The 20663-nt window shown below is 68.5% G+C and carries 21 protein-coding genes; 16 read left to right on the forward strand and 5 right to left on the reverse strand.

The features are described from left to right. The first annotated feature begins 44 nt into the window (after nucleotides 1–44). Nucleotides 45–893 carry a helix-turn-helix transcriptional regulator gene (locus ACWEQQ_RS15810; RefSeq protein WP_452348716.1) on the forward strand — a complete coding sequence of 283 codons (849 nt, stop codon included), beginning with the start codon at nucleotides 45–47 and terminating at the stop codon, nucleotides 891–893. Nucleotides 894–1017: 124 nt separating this feature from the next. Further along, on the forward strand, nucleotides 1018–1335 hold the full coding sequence (locus ACWEQQ_RS15815; protein WP_452348717.1) for a hypothetical protein: 318 nt from the start codon (nucleotides 1018–1020) through the stop codon (nucleotides 1333–1335). On the opposite strand, the gene ACWEQQ_RS15820 is transcribed toward ACWEQQ_RS15815, so the two are convergent. Next, complete coding sequence (locus ACWEQQ_RS15820) at nucleotides 1328–1945, reverse strand: TetR/AcrR family transcriptional regulator (protein WP_452348718.1); 618 nt, start codon at nucleotides 1943–1945, stop codon at nucleotides 1328–1330. The two genes, ACWEQQ_RS15815 and ACWEQQ_RS15820, sit on opposite strands and share 8 nt — an antisense overlap. A 78-nt stretch (nucleotides 1946–2023) precedes the next feature. Here ACWEQQ_RS15820 and zapE point away from each other — a divergent pair, with 78 nt between their 5' ends. The 9 genes from zapE to ACWEQQ_RS15865 all read left to right on the forward strand — a co-directional run bounded on the left by zapE (nucleotide 2024) and on the right by ACWEQQ_RS15865 (nucleotide 11063). Further along, complete coding sequence (gene zapE / locus ACWEQQ_RS15825; protein WP_452348719.1) at nucleotides 2024–2995, forward strand: cell division protein ZapE; 972 nt, start codon at nucleotides 2024–2026, stop codon at nucleotides 2993–2995. Nucleotides 2996–3216: 221 nt separating this feature from the next. Then, a complete protein-coding gene (locus tag ACWEQQ_RS15830) occupies nucleotides 3217–4383 on the forward strand; it encodes a glycosyltransferase family 4 protein (protein ID WP_452338320.1) in 1167 nt (388 codons plus the stop codon). Further along, on the forward strand, nucleotides 4383–5849 hold the full coding sequence (locus ACWEQQ_RS15835) for a UDP-glucose dehydrogenase family protein (protein WP_452348720.1): 1467 nt from the start codon (nucleotides 4383–4385) through the stop codon (nucleotides 5847–5849). Before ACWEQQ_RS15830 ends, ACWEQQ_RS15835 begins: the two co-directional genes overlap by 1 nt. 409 nt (nucleotides 5850–6258) lie before the next feature. After that, the gene (locus ACWEQQ_RS15840; protein WP_452348721.1) at nucleotides 6259–7200 is read left to right on the forward strand and encodes a DUF4129 domain-containing protein; all 942 of its coding nucleotides are present in this window, start codon (nucleotides 6259–6261) and stop codon (nucleotides 7198–7200) included. A 49-nt stretch (nucleotides 7201–7249) separates the two neighbouring features. After that, nucleotides 7250–7753 carry a hypothetical protein gene (locus ACWEQQ_RS15845; RefSeq protein WP_452348722.1) on the forward strand — a complete coding sequence of 168 codons (504 nt, stop codon included), beginning with the start codon at nucleotides 7250–7252 and terminating at the stop codon, nucleotides 7751–7753. A 20-nt stretch (nucleotides 7754–7773) separates the two neighbouring features. Then, nucleotides 7774–8736, forward strand: coding sequence for an AAA family ATPase (locus ACWEQQ_RS15850; protein WP_354831310.1), 963 nt, complete (start codon nucleotides 7774–7776; stop codon nucleotides 8734–8736). Between the two features lie 7 nt (nucleotides 8737–8743). Then, nucleotides 8744–10018: a DUF58 domain-containing protein gene (locus tag ACWEQQ_RS15855; protein ID WP_452338295.1), complete on the forward strand. Its 1275-nt coding sequence runs from the start codon at nucleotides 8744–8746 to the stop codon at nucleotides 10016–10018. Beyond that, entirely contained in the window at nucleotides 10015–10470 is a 456-nt protein-coding gene (locus ACWEQQ_RS15860) for a hypothetical protein (protein WP_452348723.1), read from the forward strand. Before ACWEQQ_RS15855 ends, ACWEQQ_RS15860 begins: the two co-directional genes overlap by 4 nt. A gap of 47 nt (nucleotides 10471–10517) precedes the next feature. After that, nucleotides 10518–11063, forward strand: coding sequence for an RNA 2'-phosphotransferase (locus tag ACWEQQ_RS15865; protein WP_452338293.1), 546 nt, complete (start codon nucleotides 10518–10520; stop codon nucleotides 11061–11063). A 21-nt stretch (nucleotides 11064–11084) separates the two neighbouring features. On the opposite strand, the gene ACWEQQ_RS15870 is transcribed toward ACWEQQ_RS15865, so the two are convergent. The 3 genes from ACWEQQ_RS15870 to kstD all read right to left on the reverse strand — a co-directional run bounded on the left by ACWEQQ_RS15870 (nucleotide 11085) and on the right by kstD (nucleotide 14630). After that, a complete protein-coding gene (locus ACWEQQ_RS15870; RefSeq protein ID WP_379383201.1) occupies nucleotides 11085–11432 on the reverse strand; it encodes a hypothetical protein in 348 nt (115 codons plus the stop codon). A 344-nt stretch (nucleotides 11433–11776) separates the two neighbouring features. Next, the gene (locus ACWEQQ_RS15875; RefSeq protein WP_452348724.1) at nucleotides 11777–12637 is read right to left on the reverse strand and encodes a MaoC/PaaZ C-terminal domain-containing protein; all 861 of its coding nucleotides are present in this window, start codon (nucleotides 12635–12637) and stop codon (nucleotides 11777–11779) included. Between the two features lie 265 nt (nucleotides 12638–12902). Further along, a complete protein-coding gene (gene kstD / locus ACWEQQ_RS15880) occupies nucleotides 12903–14630 on the reverse strand; it encodes a 3-oxosteroid 1-dehydrogenase (RefSeq protein WP_452338292.1) in 1728 nt (575 codons plus the stop codon). A gap of 143 nt (nucleotides 14631–14773) precedes the next feature. Here kstD and ACWEQQ_RS15885 point away from each other — a divergent pair, with 143 nt between their 5' ends. The 5 genes from ACWEQQ_RS15885 (at nucleotide 14774) to ACWEQQ_RS15905 (ending at nucleotide 19986) form a co-directional block, all read left to right on the forward strand. Beyond that, entirely contained in the window at nucleotides 14774–15559 is a 786-nt protein-coding gene (locus tag ACWEQQ_RS15885) for a 2-keto-4-pentenoate hydratase (protein ID WP_354831291.1), read from the forward strand. Nucleotides 15560–15617: 58 nt separating this feature from the next. Then, nucleotides 15618–16526 carry an acetaldehyde dehydrogenase (acetylating) gene (locus ACWEQQ_RS15890; RefSeq protein ID WP_354831289.1) on the forward strand — a complete coding sequence of 303 codons (909 nt, stop codon included), beginning with the start codon at nucleotides 15618–15620 and terminating at the stop codon, nucleotides 16524–16526. Between the two features lie 12 nt (nucleotides 16527–16538). Next, nucleotides 16539–17627, forward strand: coding sequence for a 4-hydroxy-2-oxovalerate aldolase (dmpG, locus tag ACWEQQ_RS15895; protein ID WP_452338291.1), 1089 nt, complete (start codon nucleotides 16539–16541; stop codon nucleotides 17625–17627). A gap of 421 nt (nucleotides 17628–18048) precedes the next feature. Continuing rightward, a complete protein-coding gene (locus ACWEQQ_RS15900) occupies nucleotides 18049–18984 on the forward strand; it encodes an NADP-dependent oxidoreductase (RefSeq protein ID WP_452348725.1) in 936 nt (311 codons plus the stop codon). Nucleotides 18985–19053: 69 nt separating this feature from the next. Beyond that, nucleotides 19054–19986, forward strand: a complete 933-nt coding sequence (locus ACWEQQ_RS15905) for an AraC family transcriptional regulator (RefSeq protein WP_452348726.1) — start codon at nucleotides 19054–19056, stop codon at nucleotides 19984–19986. A 91-nt stretch (nucleotides 19987–20077) separates the two neighbouring features. Here the strand turns inward: ACWEQQ_RS15905 and hsaB are convergent, their stop codons facing one another. Next, complete coding sequence (gene hsaB, locus ACWEQQ_RS15910) at nucleotides 20078–20662, reverse strand: 3-hydroxy-9,10-secoandrosta-1,3,5(10)-triene-9,17-dione monooxygenase reductase subunit (protein WP_354831279.1); 585 nt, start codon at nucleotides 20660–20662, stop codon at nucleotides 20078–20080. Nucleotide 20663: the final 1 nt, after the last annotated feature.

Raw genomic sequence — 20663 nt, forward strand, 5'->3', positions numbered from 1 at the left:
GGGCCTTTCACATGGAACCGCTTGGTATCCATAGAATCGGCCTGGTGTCCGACAAGTCTGAAATGGGCGAGTTTCTTCGGTCGCGCCGGTCGCGATTGCGGCCCGAGGACATCGGCTTGCCGGTGTGGGGGCGGCGGCGGGTGCCCGGGTTGCGGCGCGAGGAGGTCGCGCATCTGGCCGGGGTGAGTGTCGAATACTACGTGCGGCTGGAACAGGGGCGGGCCGAGGCGGTTTCGGAGGGGATCGTCGATGCCATCGCCACCGCGCTGCTGCTGAGCGAGGACGAGCGGCGGCACCTGCGCAATCTGGCGCGCCCACCGCGTTCGCTCTCCCGGGCGGGCGAACCGCTGCGCCCCGGGCTGCAGCAATTGCTCGATTCCATGACCCGCGCGCCCGCGTATATCGTCGGGCATCGCACCGACATCCTGGGGTGGAACGCCGCCGCGGTGGCGGTATTCGGCATCGATTTCGCGGAACTGCCCGAATCCGAACGCACGTGGATGCATCTGATCTTCTTCGACCCGCACATCCGGGCGATCACGGCCGATGTGGCGCTGGTCGCGGGCCACATCGCGGCGGATATGCGGCTGCAGGCCGGCCATCGGCCCGACGACCCGGAACTGCGGGCCATGTTGCGCGACATGAACGAACGCAGTCCCGAGTTCCGGGAGTACTGGGAGACGCACGAGGTCAGCGACTTTCAATACGGACGCTACGTCGTGCACCACCCGCTCGTCGGCGACCTGCACCTGGATTACGAACTGCTGGATATTCCGGCCGATCCCGGGGTACGGGCCCTCATCGCCTACACCCCGGCGCCGGGCACCGATACCGCGCGGGCACTGGACTCGTTGCTGGACGAGAGCACCTCCGAGGCCAAACGGTGCGGCTGATCCGAGAGCCGGTCGGCGGAAACAGCCACAGGCCGATCGTATTCGCGCCCGCGCAAGGTTCAGTGGCGGTTACCGGCCGCGGCGTAGATTGGGGCGCAATTCATCTGTGGGGAAAGGGATCGCGATGACCTTACGAGAACGGCTGAACGAGCTGCCGGTGATGGGGAGCGCGCAGGTGTACGGGGAACCGCACGAGACCTCCGATGGGACCACGATCATTACGGTCGCAGCCGTGAGCGGCTGGCGCGGGTCGCGGCCGCTCGGCATATTCGTCGTCCGCGACGGTGAGGTCAAGTGGGAGCCGGCTGTGGACGGCTCCCGGATCGCGACCCTCGGCGTCCTCACCGGCTTGATCGCCGCGACCCTCGCCACCTTGGCCCTGGTCAAGCAGCCGCCGTGGCCGAACATGCGCATCTGGGACATCCGCTACCGCGCTAGCTGATGGCCCGGAATTGGGCGGCCAGTACGGCCGCCAGCTGATTCACGCTTTTCGCGGTGCCCGGCGCGAGACCGGTGCGGGCGCCGGCGAAGCGGTCGAAGACCAGGCCCTCCAGGACCGCGATGAAATCGGCTGCGGCAGTGGCCGGGTCGGATGCGCCGAGAGTTTCGAACAGGGTGGTGGCGTGCCGGTGCGAGAAGAGCGAGCTCGCGAGTTTGTCGTGCATGTCGGCATCGCCGAGCAGTTCGATGATGAGGGCGTGCCGGGCGATCAGATGGTTGCGGCGTTGCGCGAGTAGGCGATCCAGCCAGCCCGCGATGCCTGCCGCCAGCCGGTCCAGGGCGCTGTCCGTGCGGGTTCCAGGTGCTCCCGTCGGCGCCGCCAGGTCCGCTTGCCCGGCCGCGAACTCGGTGCGGGAGCGGAGGGTGATGCGGTCCACGATGCCCTCCAGGAGGGCTCGTTTGGTGCGGAAGTAGTAGGACGTCGATCCTGCGGGGAGTTCCAGCGCGGTGTCCAGGGCGCGGTGCGTGAGCGCCCGGAGTCCTTGGGTGGCAATGAGATCGATGGCGCTGTCCACGATGAGGGTGCGCCGGTCGGGTGTGGAGGTGGTCACCTTTGCTCCTCTGCGGCTCCGTGATCCTCTACAACTATAGAGGAAGCTCTACAGAAGTAGAGGATACAGGGAGGTGCCATGGAAACGCCGGAGATCGTGCTCGATGCCGATCAGCGTCACGCCGCCGAGCAGCTGGCCGCCATTGCCGCGCGGGTGGGCCGGAGATGGCGGCGGCCGCGCGGGCTGTACCTGTACGGCGGCCCGGGGCGCGGCAAGACCATGCTCATGAACCGCTTCTTCGCATCGGTGCCCTCGAATCGCAAGCGGCGCTACCACTTTCACGCCTTCTTCGCGCGGTTGAATGCCGGAATCCACGAGTACGGGAATATCGACGCCTCGGTGGACGCGCTGCTCGGCGACGCGGATCTGATCTGCTTCGACGAATTCCATGTGCACGACTCGGGCGATGCCCGGCTCGTGACACGACTGCTGGACACGCTGTTCGCCCGGCGCATCACCCTCGTGGTGACTTCGAACTATCCGCCGCAGGACCTGCTGCCCAACCCCCTCATGCACGCCATGTTCGTGCCGACCATCGAGCGGATCCTCGAGCACCTGGACGTGGTGGCGGTGGACGGTCCGCAGGACTACCGCATGCTCGGGGGCCGGCGCACCGGCTTCGCCGCCGGGCACTACGTGGTCGGGGCCTGCCCGGTGATCGGCGCGGTCGATCTGCCCGTCGCGCATCGGCGGTTGCACGCCCGCGCGATGGAAAACGGGGAGCTCACCGTCGATTTCGCGGAGCTGTGCGGTATCCCGGTGTCGGCGGCCGATTTCCTGGAGCTCACCCGTGAGGTCCACCGCTGGGTGGTGTGCGCGGTGCCGCCGATGGGGACGGTCCCGCCGGACTGGGTGATGCGCTTCGTGAATCTGGTCGACGTGCTCTACGACGCCGACCTGGAACTGTCGATCTTCGCCGACGTACCGCTGGCGGAGCTGGGCGGTGCCGGCACCGGCGCGAGGGTGGCGATCGAGCGCGTCCCCGATCTCTACCGCACCCTGAGCCGGCTCGCGGAGCTGCGCGAATTGGCAAACCTCGAGTCTCGATAGCCGTTCGGCGAAGCCCCGGTGAACTGGCCGACTTGATCGACGTGCACGGTTCACGTGCCGTCAACGCGGAGGGGGTCTGGCGTTGCGGGCCGCTTCCTACCGTGGCGTCAGGAGCAGCACCGAACCGGAGGGGAACGATGCGAATCCGCGAGCAGGCAAGGGATTCCGCGCCGCGGAACCCGAGCATACCGAGTAGTCCCCATATCCGGAAAAGCGCCCGCCTGCGGGTGCTGGTCGTCGCCGAGTCCTTTCTTCCCCAGGTCAACGGCGTCACCAACTCCGTGCGCCGGGTGCTGGATCACCTGGCCGCCAAGGGTCACGAGGCCACGCTGGTGGCCCCGACCGGCCCCGGCAAGTACGCCGGGTTCCGCGTGCACGTGGTGCGCGGGGCCCGGCTGCCCTTCTACCGGGATTTCCGGATCGGGCTGGAGACCCGCCGCCGGCTGCGCAAGATCATGCGCGAATTCCGGCCCGATGTCGTGCATATCGCCTCGCCGGCGACGCTCGGCTATCAGGCGGCCAAGGTCGCGAACGAGCTCGGGATTCCGACCGTCGCCATCTATCAGACCGATCTGGTGGGTTTCGCGCTGCGCTACGACCTGCCCGGCGGCGTCCGCGCCATGACCGCGCTGACCCGGCGCATCCACCTGCGGGTGAACCGCACCCTCGCGCCCTCCACCGCCAGCCTGCGCCAGCTGGAGCTGATGGGCATTCCGGGACTGGGCCGCTGGCCGCGCGGGGTCGACCTGCAGCAGTTCGGCCCGTTCCGGCGGTCGGCGGAACTGCGAAAGCGACTGGCCCCCAATGGCGAAGCGCTGGTCGGCTATATCGGGCGCCTGGCGCCGGAGAAGGAGCTCGAGCTGCTCGCCGCACTGCGGCCGCTGCCGGGCGTCCGGCTGGTCGTGGTGGGCGGCGGCCCCGAGGAGAAGCGGCTGCGGAAGCTGTTGCCGGACGCGGAGTTCCTCGGCGTGCTGCACGGTGAGGAACTCGCGGCGGCCTACGCGTCGCTGGATGTGTTCGTGCACACCGGCCGTCACGAAACCTATTGCCAGGCAGCGCAGGAGGCGCTGGCCTCCGGTGTGCCGGTGGTCGCGCCCAAGTCGGGCGGCCCGATCGACGTGGTCACGCCCGGCGCGGGTTTCCTCTATCCACCCGGCGACGCCGAGGCGATGACCGAACTGGTGCGCCGCCTGGTCGAGGACCCGCGACTGCGTGAGCAGACCGCGCAGAACGCGGTGCGCAGTGTGCGCGACCGGTCCTGGACGGCCGTCAACGATCTGCTCATTCGTCACTACCGCGAGGTGATCGCGGAACGCCTGCAGGCGGATTCGACTCTGCAGTCCGATTCGACGCGGGGCGAGTTCCCGGCCACCAAGGAGGCATCCTGATGCTCCGCATCTCCGTCATCGGCACCGGATACCTGGGCGCCACCCATGCCGCGGGCATGGCCGAACTCGGCTTCGACGTGCTCGGGGTGGACAACAACCCGGCCAAGGCCGCCGCGCTGTCCGCCGGGCGGGTGCCCTTCCACGAACCCGGGCTGCCGGAACTACTGGCCGGGCACGTGGCGGGCGGGCGGCTGCGTTTCGGCACCTCGCTGGTCGAGGCCGCCGAGTTCGCCGACGTCCACTTCCTCTGTGTCGGAACGCCGCCCGGGGTGAACGGGGCCGCCGACCTGTCGCAGCTCTACGCCGCGCTGGACGGGCTGGTGCCGCACCTGACCCGCAACTGCCTGATCGTCGGCAAGTCCACGGTGCCGGTGGGCACCGCCGAGGCGCTCACCGCGCGCATCGCCGAGCTTGCGCCGGAAGGGATTTCGGTCGATCTGGCCTGGAATCCGGAGTTCCTGCGCGAGGGGCACGCGGTCTACGACACGCTGCATCCGAACCGGCTGGTCTTCGGTGTCACCACGCCGGACGCGGAATGGGCGCTGCGGCAGGTGTACGCCACGCCCATCGCCGCGTGCTCGCCGGTGGTGATCACCAACCTGCCGACCGCCGAGCTGATCAAGGTCTCCGCGAATGCCTTTCTGGCGACCAAGATCTCGTTCATCAATGCCATGGCCGAGCTGTGCGACCTCACCGGCGCGGACGTGACCCTGCTGGCCGATGCGCTGGGCCATGACGACCGGATCGGCCGCAAGTTCCTGGGCGCGGGCCTCGGCTACGGCGGCGGCTGCCTGCCGAAGGACGTGCGCGCCCTGATCGCCCGCGCCACCGAGCTCGGTGCGGGGGAGTCGGTCGACTTCCTGCGCGACATCGACGCGGTCAACCTGCGCCGCCGCGAGCGCGTGGTGCGGGAGACCCTGGAGCTGCTGGGCGGCCACCGGCCGCGTGGCCGGGTCGGGGTGCTGGGTGCGGCGTTCAAGCCGCTCTCCGACGACGTCCGCGATTCACCCGCCCTCGATGTCGCGCAGCAGCTGCACGCGGCCGGGGTCGAGGTGACCGTATTCGACCCCGCCGCAACGAGTCCGGCGCGCGCCGTCGCCCCGCAGCTGGTGTTCGCCGCCACCCCGGCGGCCGCCCTGCACGAGGCGGATGTGGTCCTGCACCTGACCGAGTGGCGCGAATTCCGGGAACTGGATCCGGGTTTCCTGCGCACGGTCGCCCGCGGCCGGGTCATCATCGACGCCCGCAATGCCCTCGACCCCGAGCCCTGGCTGGCGGCGGGCTGGGACTTCCGCGCCCTCGGCCGCCTGGTCGAGCCGCGCACCGTGGCCGGCCGCGTCGGCGCGCCCGCCGGTACCGCCTATCCGGCGCCGGCTGTCCGGGAGCCGGTCGCCGAACCGGCCAGCGCTCTGGCTCAGCCCTCGCCACTGACCCGCCTGCGCGCCCGCGTCCGCCGCACCGCCTGATCGTTAGGGTCCCAGACCGTCGACCGCCGCGCCCGGCACGCGGCCTCCTCGCATCGCCGGGCTGCTGCGCCGCCGCGGGCGGCCTGGTGTCCTCGCGGCCTCGAAGGTGCCGAAGGGCCGAGCGGCCCGCCTGCCTCGCGGGACCGGCCGGCCTCTGGCATGGCCGCGCGATCTTGATCCGCGCGCCGGGTTGCCCGGATCGTGCACGGATGGTGATAAGTGGGGTTGCGGCGGCAGGCTCGGCCTCGACCGGGATGAGCTGGGTTTTCGGGTCTGGCACGGGATGCCGCGCAGGTGGGGGATTTATGCGCGGCGGGTATGTGATTCCAGCTTCACGATTTTGGTCCTGACGGACCGCTCGGCATGTAACTATGTGCCTGATTCCGCTGGACTCTGGTTAGGAGTATTCGTGACTGGGGTGGGGACGGTGGCAGCACGCGCGATCGCATTGATCGGGCTCGTGATGCTGGCTGTCGTCGCACTGCGCGGGTACATTCCGGGAACCGGAGGACCCGCCGCGCCACATCCGTCGTCGGCGGTGTCACTGGCCTTGATGCCGGTGCTGCTGCTGGTCTCGATGGTGATTCTGGTGGCGGGTGTGATCAACAGCCAGCATCGCCTCCCGCTCGCCATGCCCGAACCCGACCGCGAGTCCGCGGTGCGCGTGCAGGGCTTGCGGCGGCTCGGGCTCCTGCTGCTGGTCGGGATCGCGGCCATCGCGCTGATCGTGACCGCGGTGCTGTCGGTGTACCTGGTGACACCGGCGCGGCAGACCCAGGTGGGGACGCCGCCGAGCGTGTCCGCCACCGGGACCGCCCCGCAGCCGCAGGAGACCGTGACACCGCCGGAGGAGGCGGTCCCCGAGCCCACCCTCACCGGCACCGCGCTGCTGCTGGTCGGCATCACCGCCGGCGTGCTGGTGCTGATCGCCATGACCGGCCTGGTCGTGGTGGCGGTGGGCTCGAACCGCCGGCCCTCGCTGGAGCGCACGCCCCTGCCACCGCCCACGGCCACCGAGGCGGTTTCACTGGCCAAGGTCGCCGAGATGGGCCTGGCGGCCATGATCGCGCCGGGCCAGGACCCGCGCACCGCCATCATCGCATGCTACGTCGCCATGGAACGCGGTCTGGCGACGGCGCGGGAGGTCGCCCCGCTGGCCTCCGACACCCCGTCCGAGGTGCTGGCGCGAGCCTTCGATCGCGGCTTCCTGCACGACGCGTCGGCGCGGGAACTGGTGGCCCTGTTCGAGGAGGCGCGGTTCAGCCCGCACTCCATGCTGGAGTGGCAGCGGATGCGCGCCGAGCAGCTGCTGCGCATCGTGCTGGCCGATCTACAGGGGCAGGCGGCATGAAAGACGGTGTGGCAGTGCGGATCCCGAGTGGCCGAAGGGGGGTCCGGCGATGAACCGGAGCGCGATCGTGGTGGGCGCGGTGGCGCTGGCCCTGCTGTTCGAGCTACTCGCCCTCGGCGATCAGCGCGAGCATCTGGTCGCCCTCACCGCCGTTCCGGTGGCCGCGGCGCTGGGACTGCTGATGTGGTCGCTGGTGGAGCGGTCGCGCCGGCTCGCCCCGCCCGAACCGGAAGACAACGACATCGACAACGGCCCCGTCGAGATGCTGCGCCGCTGGCAGGCCCGTGCCCAGATGCTGGCGGACCGCTCCGAGGGCTCGCGCGCCGACTGGGATCGGCACCTGCGGCCGCTGCTGGCCAAGGAATTCGAACTGACCAGCGGGCACCGGATGGCCAAGAACCGGCGTGCGCTGGAAGTGGCGGGACAGCTGCAGTTCGGGCCCGAGCTGTGGCGCTGGGTGGACCCGGCGAACTCGGCACTGCGCGATCAGGTCAATCAGGCTCCCGGCCGGGAGGCCCTGGACGAAATCCTGCGCCGACTGCAGAACATGTGAGATGAGATGCGAGACATGCGATGACATCACCGATGGACGTGACCATCAAGCGCACCGACGCGGTGCTGCGTGAAGTATCCCGGGTCGTGGTCGGCAAACGGGACGAACTGCAGCTGATCATGGTCGCGGTGCTGTCCGGGGGCCACATCCTGATCGAGGACCTGCCCGGACTGGGTAAGACCCTCATCGCGCGCTCCTTCGCGACCGCGCTCGGGCTGAACTTCACCCGCGTGCAGTTCACCCCGGATCTGCTGCCCGCCGACCTCATCGGGTCGACGATCTACGACATGCATTCGGGCCGTTTCAGTTTCCGGCGCGGCCCGGTCTTCACCAATATGCTGCTGGCCGACGAGGTCAACCGCACCCCGCCCAAGACCCAGGCCGCCCTGCTGGAGGCCATGGCCGAGGGTCAGGTCTCCATCGACGGCGAAACCTTCCCGCTGCCACAGCCTTTCGTCGTCTTCGCCACCGACAACCCGATCGAGTACGAGGGCACCTACCCGCTGCCCGAGGCCCAGCTCGACCGCTTCGCCATGCAGCTGCGGCTGGGCTACCTGTCGGAGACCGACGAGATGAACATGATCCGCCGCCGTCTGGAACGCGGCTCGCAACCCGCCCAGATCGGGCAGGTGGTGGATGCCGACGGCCTGCTGGAGATGCGGCAGTCGGTGGAATTCGTGACGGTGCACCCGGATGTGGTGGGCTACGTCGTCTCCCTCGCCTCGGCCACCCGCGGGCATCCGCAGGTGGAGGTCGGCGCGAGCCCCCGCGCCGAACTCGACCTGGTGCAGATGGCCCGCGCCCGGGCCCTGCTGCACGGCCGCGACTACGTGGTCCCCGAGGACGTGAAGGCGCTCGCCGTGCCGGCCATGGCCCATCGCATCACGCTGCGCCCCGAGATGTGGGTCCGCCGCATCCGCGGCGAGGACGTGATCTCCGAACTGCTGCGCCGGCTGCCGGTCCCACGCGCCACCCAGGCCTGAGGCGCGTATGAAGCATCGCGACACGAGTACGGCGGTCGAGGCCGAATTGCGCTGGCGGCCCGCACCGTTGGTGTTCATGCTCGCCGCGGTGTCCGTGCCCGCCCTGGTGCTGGCGCTGGTACTGGGCAAGTGGCAGCTGGTGGTGTTCGCCGCGCCCATGCTCGGGGTGCTGGCCACCGCGCCGCTGCAGCAATCCCGCACCCGCATCCAGGTGGACGGGGCGGGGGTGCTGCGCTGCTTCGAGACCGAAGAGGTGGTGCTGACCGCCGCGGCGTTCGTGGAACGCGGGCACGCGCTGCTGCGGCTGCATCCGGAACCCTTGCAGAGCATGGAGATCCACGTCGAGGAGACGGTGGACTCCGGCGCCGCGCCCGCCGGGCTGCGGCTGGCGCTGTCGGCCCCGCGCTGGGGCCGATATCCGGTGCCGATGCGGGTGACCGCGCTGAGCCCGGCCGGGCTGGCGGTGGCCTCGGTGCGCTTGCGTGCGGGCGAGGTGTACGTCTATCCGATCACCGATCCGCAGCGGATGCGCCTGCCGCGCACCGAACTTCCCGAACGGATGGGCACCCATCTCACCCGGCGGGCCGGGCCGGGCGTGGAGTACGCGGATATCCGCGCGTACACGCCGGGGGATCAGCTGCGCACCGTGAACTGGCCGGTGAGTGCGCGGCGCGGGCAGCTGTTCGTGACCGAGCGCTTCACCAACCGGGCCGCGGATGTGGTTGTGCTGGTGGACACGTCGATGCAGGCGCCCGGGCCCGCGTCGGACTCACTGGAGCTGTCGGTGCGCGGCGCCGCCCAGGTGGCCCAGTCCGCGCTGCAGGCGGGCGACCGTACGGCGGTCGTGTGCCTGGGCCGCACCCCGCGCTGGCTGCGACCGGATATCGGCCGCCGCCAGTTCTATCGCATCGTGGACGCCGTGCTGGATGTCGGCGACGAGCACATCCTCACCGAGGGCACGCTGGCGCCGCACGCCGCGGTGCCCATCGGGGCGGTCATCGTCGCCTTCTCCACGCTGCTCGACACCCAATTCGCCCTGGCCCTCATCGATCTGCGCAAGCGCGGCCATGTCGTGGTGGTGGTCGACGTGCTGCGCGGAACGCCGTTCGGCGACGGCCTGGACTCCACCCTCGCGCGCATGTGGCAGCTGGAACGCACCTCCATGTACCGCGATATGGGTACCGTCGGCGTCGACATCGTGCCCTGGCCCGAGGACACCCGCCTCGATCAGGTCATGCGCCTGCTGCCCGAACACCGCCGCACCGTGAGGGTTCGCCGATGACCAAGTTCCTCGCCGTGCTGTCCGGGCTGCTGCTGGCGGGCGCGGTGGCCATCGTGCTGCCGTGGGCCGCGATACCGGTGATCATCCTGGCGGTGGCCGGCTGGCGCTGGCGGCTGTGCGCGGTGCTGGCCGTGCTCGCGGCCATGGTCGCGCTGGCCTGGGTCGGGACCGGGGCGCTGGTGGCGGGCGGCATCGGGCTGGTCGCGACCACCTACCTGCTGAACACGGCGACCGTGTCGGCTCCGGTGGGCGTGGTGCCGACGACGGTTCCGTCGGTGGCGGGCGCACTGGTGTTCACGGTCGCTGCGGGGGCCGCGACCGTGCTGCCCACCGGACTCACCTGGGTGCCGATCCTGGCGCCGTTCACCGTGATCGCGTTGTACGCCTTGCTGGTTCGCGGACTGACGGACGACCGGACCGTCGGCCGAGCCGAGAACACGCCCGGCGGCTGAGCCGGAAATCGCTTCGAATCCGGCTGTGGGACTGGTTCACTCGCGCCATGAACGAACAACAGATGATCAAGACCTCGAAACGGTTGTCGAGGCACCTACGGCACGCCCCCGAGGCCATCGGCATCGAGCTGGACCCGGCCGGGTGGGTGGACGTCGCCACGCTGCTGGCGGCGCTGGGCCGGCACGGGCGGGCGCTCTCGCGTCCCGAACTGGACGAGGTGGTGGCGCGGAACAACAAGCGCCGCTTCGAATTCGATGCGACGGGGACCCGGATCCGCGCGAGTCAGGGGCACAGTGTCGACGTTGACCTGGAGTATCGGGCGACCGTACCGCCCGCGGTTCTCTACCACGGCACCGTTGCCGCGGCCCTGCCCGGAATTCGCGCCGAGGGGTTGAAGCCCATGCGCCGCCACGACGTTCACCTGTCGGCGGATACCGAGACCGCCGTCAAGGTCGGGGCACGACGTGGCAGACCCGTGGTACTGACCGTGGCTGCCGGTGCGATGCACCGCGACGGGCACGAATTCCGGGTCAGCACCAATGGGGTCTGGCTGGTGGCCGCCGTCCCGCCCGGATACTTGTCCGGACTCTGAGCGGGGCGGCCGCCGCGGCGACTACTGGAGGGCGGGGGGCATACGGGTCGGCTTGATGCGGCCGGCGTCGATGAGCGCCCGGAATGCCGCGGCCTTGCGCGCGCACTCCGCAACCGGGCAGCGGCGGTGCTGCTGCATGGTGCGATGGGCTTCCTGGACGCCCAGCGGGTGATCCGGAGCGAGGTGCGACCAGGCGGAGGTGTCGGGAGTTGCCAGCGCTAATACGCTGCGTTCCTTGTTGATTCGATCGCGGATGCGTTCTACGGAGAGTCGGTCCGGATCGTGATGGGGGTGGTGCAGGCTCATGATGGTGACAGCCATGATCACGAGCGTTGCGAGAGTGGCCGTGAACACTTGCCAGGCGGCCATTTGTTCACCTTCTCCATGTCTTTCGGTAGTAGTCAGCTAGATATTCAGTTGGTTAGCTAGATATTCACCGTATGCCTGAAGACGTTACGCCTCCAGCGCGTCTTGGGTCAGGTTCAATCGAATTTCGGCCGCTTTGAGCAACTCCGCCGTCGCCGATCCCGGTGTCGCGCTGAAGATTTGCAGCCATCTCGATATCCGATATGCGGCGTATGGCCGGATTGTCATGTCACCCACCGGGTCTCGGTCTCCGCACTGGCTGCCCAACAAGATCAGGGAGCTCCCACCGCGGAAATCTGTCCGATTTCCCGCAGTGAGAGCTCCCTGGTCTCGAAGCTCTGTTCGGGTTACGAGTGGGTGAGGACCACGTCCGCGAGGACGGGGGCGTCGTCGCGCTCGACGACGGTGACCGCGATGACGAGTTCCCCGTCCTGCTGCCAGATTCGGGAGCGCAGGGTCTCACCGGGGTACATGACGCCGGCGAAGCGGGCGCGGAAACCCTTGACGCGGGACACATCCGAGGCCAGGACGGTGTCGGTCGCGGTCTTCAGGACCAGGCCGTAGGTGCACAGGCCGTGCAGGATCGGGTTGGGGAAGCCGGCGTTGCGGGCGAATTCGGGGTCCGAGTGCAGCGGGTTGCGGTCGCCGCACATGCGGTAGAGCAGCGCCTGCTGCGGCAGAGTGGGGGTCAGCACCTCGAAATCCGGTGCCCGGTCCGGAAGTTCGGTCTTCGCGCTGGGGCCGCGGTCGCCGCCGAAGCCGCCCTCGCCCTTGGCGAAGATGGAGGAGCGCGACGTCCAGAGGGGTTCGCCGTCGGAGCCGACGGCGGTGTCCTCACGCCAGATGACGGCATTGGAGCCCTTGTCCCAGATCTCGCTGATGCGGCCGGAGATGCTGCCCTTGCCGGAGGCCGGGATCGGGCGGTGCGCGATGATCTCCTGGCTGCCGTGCACGACCTTCGCCAGATCGATGTCGATGCCGTCGAACTTCACCTTCGGCGGCTCGGTCTCGTGGAAGGACGGCGCGACGGTCGCGAAGGACGGCAGCACCTGCGGCTCGCGATCGTCGACGTAGCGCAGCTCGGCGGCGTCGGTCCAGCGGTTGCCCGCGCCGAGCGCCAGGTTGTAGGTCTGCACATCACTGGCGGACCAGCTGAATTCGCGCGCGGGAATCTGCGCGCCGAGCGCGACACTCAAATCGATGGGCATGAAAGGTTCTCCTCGTCACTCGCGTCCGATGGTCCGGCGCGGCTCGCCTCCCCGCAAGCCGCCGCCCCGCTGACCGGGTCGCGCTCGAAAGTCTGGTTCCCGGCCCGCCGCGGGAAAGAGCGTTCGCGGCGGCGGGCGCGGGCTGTTCAGTTGTCCGCGCCCCGCCGGGATAGAGCGGTACGGCGGGGCATGCGGGGTGGGTTGGGCGCGGACTCGACGTGACCCGACTCGCGCCCAACCCGATCCTGAACCGGGTTGGGACGGTTCAGGACGCTTCTTGGGACGACACCGTCTCGGCCACCGGCGCGCCGTTCTTCGCCTTGGCGGCGATATCGAGGGCGGCCAGGTAGCCGAAGGTGATGGCGGGGCCGATGGTCGCGCCGGGACCGGCGTAGGTGTGGCCCATGACCGGGGACGAGGTGTTGCCGGCGGCGTACAGGCCCTCGATGACGGTCCCGTCCTCGCGCAGCACGCGGGCATCGTTGTCGGTGACCAAGCCGCCCTTGGTGCCGAGGTCGCCGGGGACCATCTTCACCGCGTAGAACGGGCCGACCTCGAGCTTGTTCAGGCACGGGTTCGGCTTGATGGTCTGGTCGCCGTAGTACCGGTCGTAGGCGCTGTCGCCGCGGTTGTAGTCGAGGTCCTTTCCGGTCGCGGCGAAGCCGTTGAAGCGCTCGATGGTGGCGGCCAGCTCGTCGGCGGGGACGCCGATCTTCTCGGCCAGCTCGGCCACCGTGGGCGCGACGACGATCAGGTCGTTTTCCATCCACCGGGACGGAATCCGCTGGCCAGGCTGCAATCCGGCGAAGATGTACCGGGACCGGTAGCGCTGATCGAACACCAGCCAGCACGGCACGTTCTCGCCCGGACCCTCACCCTGCCCATATTCGCCGCCGTACATGGTGTGCACAGCCTCGACGTAAGGAGCTGACTCATTACCGAATCGCTGACCTTGCGTATTGATCATGATGCTGCCGGGCAGATTTCGCTCCGCGAGGCAGAACCAGGGCTTTCCTTCACCGCGGAAGGTGGTCGGACCCCACCAGGCGTCGTCCATGAAGTCGATGTCCGCGCCCGCCGCGATGCCCGCCCGGATGCCGTCGCCGGTATTGGCGGCCGCGCCCGTGGTCCACTCGGTGGTGATGGGTTCGCGCTGGTACTTGTGCCGCATGTCGGCGTTGTGCTCGAAACCGCCGCTGGCCAGGATGACGCCGTACTTGGCGTTGAACCGGACGGCCTGCCCGTTCTCCTCGGCGTCGACGCCGGTGACCACGCCGTTGTCGATGACCAGTCCGGTGAGCGGGGTGTTCAGCAGCACCGGCACATTCGCGTCCAGCAGGCCCTTGCGCAGGCCGGCGATGATGGCCTGGCCCATGCCGACCAGCGCCTTGCCGGTGACCTTGCCCCACGCCCAGCGGGTGCCGACGCGCAGCACGCGCGCGATGCCGACCGGGTGGCGGCGAATCAGGTTGAGCTTCTTGTAGTCCGCCTGCATGACGACGACGTTCAGCGGCGCCTTGCTGTAGGCCGGCTCCAGCTTGAAGCGCTCCTCGCCCAGGACTTTGAGGTTGAACGGTTTGGGCTCGCAGCTGCGGCCGTCCGCCTTGCCGCCCGGTGCCTCCGGGTAGTAGTCGGAGTAGCCGGGCACCCAGGTCATCTTCAGGGCGGAGTGGTCGAGCACGTAGTCGAAGGCTTCGGCGCCGCGATCGATGTAGGTGTCGATCTTCTCCTTGGGCACCACGTCGCCGATGATGCTGTACAGGTAGGTGCGCGCCTCGTCGAGGTCGTTCCCACGGCCCGCGGCCTTCAGCACCTTGTTTCCGGGAATCCAGACGCCACCGCCCGATCGCGCGGTAGAACCGCCGTAATGAGCGGCCTTTTCGATGAGCACCGTGCGCAGACCGTGGTGCGCAGCGGTGAGGGCGGCGGACATACCGGCGGCACCGCTGCCGACCACCACCACGTCGTAATCCCGATCAGTCATGTAGAACACGTTATAGAATCGATCCTGGTTTGGTCTATGTTGGTCTGGCAGATGGGACTGCTGAAGCGACGTTATTCACAAAAACTCGTTTCAGTTTCTAGTCTCGTTACTGGATGGCCACCGGCCGGTACCCCCGATGGAAGGAACACAGCGTGCTGACCGACGCGCTACGTAAGGAACTGGCCGATGAGCTGGCGGCGGCCGAGCGGACCCGGGTTCCGATCGATCCGCTGGCCGTGCGGCATCCCGAGATCGACGTGGTCGATGCCTACGAGATCCAGCTCATCAATATGCGGCAGCGCTTCGACGGCGGCGCCAAGGTCGTGGGCCACAAGGTGGGCCTGTCCTCCAAGGCCATGCAGCAGATGATGGGCGTGGACGAACCCGACTACGGGCACCTGCTCGCGGAGATGGAAGTCTTCGAAGACGTTCCGGTCGACACCTCCAAGTACCTGTACCCCCGCGTCGAGGTCGAGGTCGGCTTCATCCTGGGCGCCGACCTGCCCGGCGAGGACTGCACCGAGGAGGACGTGCGCAAGGCCACCGTCGCCTACGCGCCCTCCATCGAGCTGATCGACACCCGCATCAAGGACTGGAAGATCGCGCTCTGCGACACCATCGCCGACAATGCGTCCTCCGCCGGATACGTGCTGGGCAAGCAGCGGGTCTCGCCGGACCAGCTGGATATCAAGAACATCGACGCCGTGCTGACCCGCAATGGCGAGGTCATCGCCGAGGGCCGCTCGGACGCCGTGCTGGGCGACCCGACCATCGCGGTGGCGTGGCTGGCGCGCAAGGTCGCCTCCTTCGGGGTGCGCCTCAAGGCCGGCGACATCGTGCTGCCCGGCTCCTGCACCCGCGCCATCGACGCCCGCCCGGGCGACGAGTTCATCGCCGAGTTCGCCGGACTCGGTTCCGTCCATCTGGGTTTCGCGTAGACCTGAGCCGATCAGGCCGCGTCGCACAGACACTGACCTCACCGAGTAGGAGAAAGCCGTGACTGCAAGCAAAGTCACCGCCGCGATCGTCGGGTCCGGCAATATCAGCACCGATCTGCTGTACAAGCTGTTGCGTTCGGAGAAGATCGAGCCGCGCTGGATGATCGGCATCGACCCGGAGTCCGAGGGCCTCAAGCGCGCCCGGGGCCTGGGCCTGGAGACCTCCGCCGAGGGCGCGGACTGGCTGCTGGCGCTGCCGGAGAAGCCGGACCTGCTGTTCGAGGCCACCTCCGCGTACGTGCACCGGGCCTACGCGCCGAAGTACGCCGAGGCCGGCATCCGCGCCATCGACCTCACCCCCGCCGCTGTCGGTCCGGCCGTGATTCCGCCTGTCAACCTCGACTCGCTGCGCGACGAGATGAACGTCAACATGATCACCTGCGGTGGGCAGGCGACGATTCCGATGGTGCACGCGGTGTCCCGCGTCGTCCCCGTCGAGTACGCCGAGATCGTGGCGTCGGTGTCCTCCGTGTCCGCCGGTCCCGGCACTCGCGCGAACATCGACGAGTTCACCAAGACCACCTCCGCCGGTGTCGAGACCATCGGCGGGGCGAAGCGCGGCAAGGCGATCATCATCCTGAACCCGGCCGAGCCGCCGATGATCATGCGCGACACCATCTTCTGCGCCATCCCCGAGGACGCCGACCGCGACGCCATCACCGAGTCGGTGCACCGGATGGAGAAGTCCATCCAGGAGTACGTGCCCGGCTACCGGCTGCTCAACGAGCCGCAGTTCGACGAGCCGTCGCTGGTTTCCGGTGGCATGGCGAAGGTTTCGATCTTCGTCGAGGTCGAGGGCGCGGGCGACTTCCTGCCGCCGTACTCGGGCAACCTCGACATCATGACGGCCGCCGCCACCCAGGTGGGCAACGTGCTGGCCGACCAGATCATCTCGGCTCGGGTGTAAGGAGTTCCGACAGTGAGCAATTCGAACGCTGAATCCAATTCACCGCTCGCGGTGGCGAAGCCGTTCTCGGCGGATCTGGACATCCGGGTCACCGACACCAGCCTGCGTGACGGCTCGCACCACAAGCGGCACCAGTTCACCGTGCAGGAAGTGCGGGACATCGTCGGTGCGCTCGACGCCGCCGGCGTGCCGGTCCTCGAGGTCACCCACGGTGACGGCCTCGGCGGTTCCTCGTTCAACTACGGTTTCTCGAAAACCCCTGAGCAGGAACTGATCAAGGCTGCGGCGGAGACCGCCAAGCAGGCCAAGATCGCCTTCCTCATGCTGCCGGGCGTCGGCGTCAAGGAAGACATCAAGATCTCGCAGGACAATGGCGCGAGCATCTGCCGCATCGCCACCCACTGCACCGAGGCCGACGTCTCGATCCAGCACTTCAACATGGCCCGCGACCTCGGCCTCGAGACCGTCGGCTTCCTGATGATGGCGCACTCCACCACCCCGGAGAACCTCGCCAAGCAGGCCCGCATCATGGCCGACGCGGGCTGCCAGTGCGTGTACGTCGTCGACTCCGCCGGTGCGCTGGTGCTGGAGCAGGTCACCGACCGCGTCTCCGCCCTGGTCGCCGAGCTCGGCAATGACGCGCAGGTCGGCTTCCACGGCCACGAGAACCTGGGCCTGGCCGTCGCCAACTCGGTCTACGCCGTGCGCGCCGGCGCCACCCAGATCGACGGCAGCGCACGCCGTTTCGGCGCGGGCGCGGGCAACCTCCCCGTCGAGGCCTTCATCGGCGTCTGCGACAAGCTCGGCATCAAGACCGGCGTCGACTTCTTCGCCGTCACCGATGCCGCGGAAGATGTCGTCCGCCCGGCCATGCCGAGCGAATGCCTCCTCGACCGCCAGGCACTCATGATGGGCTACGCGGGCGTCTACTCGTCGTTCCTGCGCCACGCCGAGCGCCAGGCCGAACGCTACGGCGTCTCCGCCGCCGAAATGCTCGTCCGCGCCGGCCGGCGCAAGCTCGTCGGCGGCCAGGAAGACCAGCTCATCGACATCGCCCTGGAACTCCAGCGCGAAAAGGAAAAGTCGGCCGCCAACGCCTGACCCCACCCATTCACTGGGCCGCAACCGACTCCGGTTGCGGCCCAGTGTCGTTCAATGACGGCGTCGATCCGTCTGGCGGGGATGGCCAGTGCCCGCCTGAGCTTCCCTTTTCGCGTGCACTTCGCGAATGGCAGTCGACTGCCGAGGTGTACTCCGACCCTGAACTGACACGCCGCCTACTCGGGCCGTTCGACACAACCGACGCCGTCGATGTCGAACGTCCGGGTGGCACCGATGGCTGATCAACCTGGTGGAAGACGAGCGGAACTACCGTCGATGAGGCGTGGCCTATCGGTCAAGTCTCCATATTGAGATGTAGGGATAAAAACAAGAGACTTCAGGGCATTCATAGTCTCCAATCCCCTGCCTAATGTTGCCGTTGTTCGGTTCGAAAGGTGGGCCGAGGGACAGCTTCAGGGAGATGAAGGCGATGCGTGCGGTGATCCAGAAGAGCTTTGGTGGGCCTGAGGTGCTGGAGGTTGTGGAGGTCGAGAAGCCGGAGCTGCTGTCGGGGGAGGTGCTGGTTCGGGTGAAGGCCAGTGCGGTCAATCCTGTTGATGTGGCGGTGCGGTCGGGGGCGTTCCCGTTGTTGGGGGAGCCGCCGTTCGGGGTTGGGTGGGATATTTCCGGGGTGGTGGAGGCGGCTGGGCCGGGGGCGCGGTATGAGATCGGGGAAGAGGTTTATGGGATGCCGTTCTTCCCCAGGGCCGCAACGGGTTACGCGGAGTATGTGGCTACGCCCTCGCGGCAGGTGGCTCGGAAGCCGAAGTCGCTGAGTCATGTTGAGGCTGCGGCGCTGCCGCTGGCGGCGCTGACCGCGTGGCAGGGGCTGGTGGACAAGGCAGGTGTCGAGGAGGGGGATCGGGTGCTGATTCACCGGGCGGCCGGTGGGGTCGGGCATCTGGCGGTGCAGATTGCGAAGGCGCGGGGTGCGTATGTGATCGCGCTGGCCAGCGCCGGGAAGCACGACTATGTGAAGAGCCTCGGGGCCGATGAGGTGATCGATTACCGGACAACCGATTTCACCGCGGTCATGAAGGATGTCGATATTGTCTTCGACTCTGTCGCCGATGGGGCGCGGTCGCTTCAGGTGTTGAAACCGGGTGGGGTGCTGGTGACGATTCTCGAGCATGTGAATCCGGAGCTGGAGCGGGCTGTGAAGGAAGCCGGGCGCCGGTTCGCGGGTGTTTCGGTGGAACCCGATTACTGGGCGCTGGAGCAGATCGCGGAGCTGGTCGACGCGGGGAAGCTGCGGCCGACCATCGCCGAGACGCTGCCGCTGGACGAGGCGGGGAAGGCGCACGAGATCGTCGCGTCGGGCCAGACGGTCGGCAAAGTGGTGCTGACCGTCGAGTGAGGGGTGGGGCGAATAATCGGGGCGGGATCCGGGTTGCAGGGCACGGGTTCGAGGTGAAGGAGACCGGTCGTGGATGTGCTGAGTGAGGCCCTGGCTTCGATGCGGACCGGTGCGCCGAACTCGGTGCGGACGGATGGGCGGGTGCCGTGGGCGCTGCAGCTGCCGCCGACGGCGGGTGCGGGATTCCATGTGGTGCTGCACGGGACCTGCTGGTTCTATCCCTCGGACAGCAGTGCCCGGCCGATCGCGCTCGGGCCCGGTGATGTGGTCTTCGTCCGGGACGGGGCGGGGCATATTCTCGCCGACCACCCGGACACCCCTCCGGAGGTTCCCCGGCCAGAGCAGTACACCCAGCGTCCGCCCGTGGGCGCATTGCAGATCGGCGGGGACGGCCCGGCCACCAGCCTGCTCTGCGGCAACTATCACCTCGACGGGCAGCGGCCGCATCCGTTGCTGCGGCAGCTCCCGGAGGTGATCCATCTGCCCGCCCGCCACGGCCGGCACCCGGAGTTGAATGCCGCGATCCAGCTGCTCGGCGCGGAGCTCGACAATCCGCGCATCGGATCGCACGGCATCGTGCCGGCGCTGATCGACTCGCTGCTGCTGTACATCCTGCGCGCCTGGATCGAGGAGCAGCCGCGATCCGAGGCGGTGGGATGGGCTGCGGCGCTGCGTGATCCGGCCGTCGCCCCGGCGCTCGAAGCCATGCACGGCGATCCGGCCGCGCCCTGGACGGTGCAGTCCCTCGCCGACCACGCGGGCCTGTCCCGCGCCGCGTTCGCCCGCAAGTTCAATGCCATGGTCGGCGAACCGCCGCTGGCGTACCTGACCCGCTGGCGGCTCACCACGGCGGCCCGCCTGCTGCGCGAGGACGAGCTGGCCATCGAAAAGGTCGCGGCCCGCGCGGGATACAGCTCGGAGTTCGCGTTCGGGAAGGCGTTCAAGCGTGAATATGGCCTGGCCCCCGGCCAATACCGGCGGCAGGCCCGCGCCGCTGCCTGATCCATCCACAACACTCACAGATGCAAAGTGCCCCTGTGGATGAATTCCACAGGGGCACTTTTCTATCGCCAGGGTTCTGGAGGAACCCGACTCACAACCAGGTGTCCAAGGTGGTGGTCGTGAGGAAGTGTTCGAGGTCCGCGCGCCAGGGCGCGGGCGTCGTCTTCTCCGGTTCGATGGCCGTGTACTGGCCCCGGTAGAAGAGCAGCGGCCTGCCGGAGTCGGTGGACTCCGACAGGGCCTGGACCCGGCCGATCACGATGTAGTGATCGCCGCCGTCGAGCACGTTGTCCACAGTGCACTGGATCGTGGCCAACGCGCCGTCCAGCACCGGGAGGTCCAGTTCCGAGGTGTGCCAGTCGATTCCGGCGAACTTGTCGGGTTCGCGGGAGCCGAAGCGGGCGCACACCGGCTGTTGCTCCTCGGCGAGCATGTTCACGGCGAAGCTGCCGTTGCGTTCGATCGCCGCCCAGGAGCGGGACTCCTTGGTGGGGCAGAAGAGCACCAGCGGCGGATCGAGGGACAGGGCGGCGAACGACTGGCACGCGAAGCCGATCGGGGCCCGCGCGCCGTCGACGCCGTCGAAGGTGGTGATGACGGTGATGCCGGTACAGAACTGCCCCAGCACGTTCCGGAACTGACGCCCGTCGATGACGGGATTCGCGTCGGTGGTCATT

The organism is Nocardia sp. NPDC004123, from assembly GCF_053603795.1.

Coding starts and splice junctions, on each gene's coding strand:
- ACWEQQ_RS15815 (WP_452348717.1), top strand. CDS start 1,018: ATGACCTTACGAGAACGGCTGAACGAGCTGCCGGTGATGGGGAGCGCG.
- zapE (WP_452348719.1), top strand. CDS start 2,024: ATGGAAACGCCGGAGATCGTGCTCGATGCCGATCAGCGTCACGCCGCC.
- ACWEQQ_RS15835 (WP_452348720.1), top strand. CDS start 4,383: ATGCTCCGCATCTCCGTCATCGGCACCGGATACCTGGGCGCCACCCAT.
- ACWEQQ_RS15845 (WP_452348722.1), top strand. CDS start 7,250: ATGAACCGGAGCGCGATCGTGGTGGGCGCGGTGGCGCTGGCCCTGCTG.
- ACWEQQ_RS15850 (WP_354831310.1), top strand. CDS start 7,774: ATGACATCACCGATGGACGTGACCATCAAGCGCACCGACGCGGTGCTG.
- ACWEQQ_RS15855 (WP_452338295.1), top strand. CDS start 8,744: ATGAAGCATCGCGACACGAGTACGGCGGTCGAGGCCGAATTGCGCTGG.
- ACWEQQ_RS15860 (WP_452348723.1), top strand. CDS start 10,015: ATGACCAAGTTCCTCGCCGTGCTGTCCGGGCTGCTGCTGGCGGGCGCG.
- ACWEQQ_RS15865 (WP_452338293.1), top strand. CDS start 10,518: ATGAACGAACAACAGATGATCAAGACCTCGAAACGGTTGTCGAGGCAC.
- ACWEQQ_RS15870 (WP_379383201.1), bottom strand. CDS start 11,432: ATGGCCGCCTGGCAAGTGTTCACGGCCACTCTCGCAACGCTCGTGATC.
- ACWEQQ_RS15875 (WP_452348724.1), bottom strand. CDS start 12,637: ATGCCCATCGATTTGAGTGTCGCGCTCGGCGCGCAGATTCCCGCGCGC.
- ACWEQQ_RS15900 (WP_452348725.1), top strand. CDS start 18,049: ATGAAGGCGATGCGTGCGGTGATCCAGAAGAGCTTTGGTGGGCCTGAG.
- hsaB (WP_354831279.1), bottom strand. CDS start 20,662: ATGACCACCGACGCGAATCCCGTCATCGACGGGCGTCAGTTCCGGAAC.